Origin of the sequence: Streptomyces sp. B1866, assembly GCF_031932565.1 — a bacterium.
Lineage (GTDB): Bacteria > Actinomycetota > Actinomycetes > Streptomycetales > Streptomycetaceae > Streptomyces.
This window is the reverse complement of the sequence record NZ_JAVSCF010000553.1, coordinates 1-942: the sequence shown is the minus strand read 5'-3', so window position 1 is coordinate 942 and position 942 is coordinate 1. Positions and strand designations below refer to the sequence as shown.

Annotated in this window: 1 protein-coding gene and 1 pseudogene; both read right to left on the bottom strand. The window is 70.0% G+C overall.

The features are described 5' to 3' along the window. Nucleotides 1-342: DDE-type integrase/transposase/recombinase (locus RKE29_RS30145; protein ID WP_369016074.1), on the bottom strand; the 342-nt coding region annotated here is incomplete at its 3' end. A 376-nt stretch (nt 343-718) separates the two neighbouring features. Then, nucleotides 719-871 (bottom strand): annotated as a pseudogene (locus RKE29_RS30905) (transposase); the annotation flags it as partial. Nucleotides 872-942 lie beyond the last annotated feature (71 nt).

The following is a 942-nucleotide window of genomic DNA, read 5'->3' as shown; positions in this document are numbered from 1 at the left end:
GATCAGGTCGGAGTCCTTCTTGGTCTTCTGCCGCCACAAGGCCGTCTCCAGCGCGTCCAGCGGCAGGTCCGTGCGCAGGTGGATGGCGGCCTGCCAGCCCGCGATCCGGCGGGAGTAAGCGTCCAGGACGAACGCGACGTAGACCCAGCCCGGCCAGGTGCGGATGTAGGTGAGGCCGGCCAGCCACAGCTGGTTCGGCCGCTGGGCGGTGAAGTGCCGGTCGACCAGGTCCGGCGGCCGCGGGGCTGCCGGCTCGGGGATGGTGATACGGCGGCGCTGTCCGCGGATGACGCCCTCGATGCCCCGCTCGCGCATCAGCCGCTCGACCGTGCAGCGGGCCACCGCGTGGCCGGCACGGGCCCGGGGCCCGTGTGACCCGGCGCGCGCCGTAGGTACGGCCGGAGTCCTCCCACGCTGCCGTGACCAGCGCAATCAGCTCCTCGTCACGCAGCCGGCGGGCCGGCTTCGGCCGCTGCTTGCGTGCGAAGTACGTCGACGGCGACAGCTCCAGCACCCGGCAGACGGGATCGACCCCGAAGCCGTCACGCAGGTGGTCGATCACCTGCCCGGCCTCGTCCGGGGACGGTCGATCTCCTGGGCAAAAAACACCGAGGCGGCTTTCAGGATCTCGTTCACCCGCCTCAACTCGGCGTTCTCCCCGCCGGAGTTCCTTCAGTTCGTCACGCTCCGCGCTGGTAAGCCGGTCGTCGCGCTCCCCGGCATCCGCCTCGGCCTGGCGGACCCAGCCGCGCAGGGCCTCCTTGTGAATGCCCAGGTCGCGGGCGACATGAGCAACCGGCCGACCCGTCGAGCGGACCTCACGGACGGCACGCTCACGGAGTTCATCCGGATATTTCCGTGGTGCTGGCATTGCAGGTGGTTCTCCTTACGCCCGGGTGGTAACCCAGGCATCAGAGACTCCACCAAACTCAGAGCAGCTCA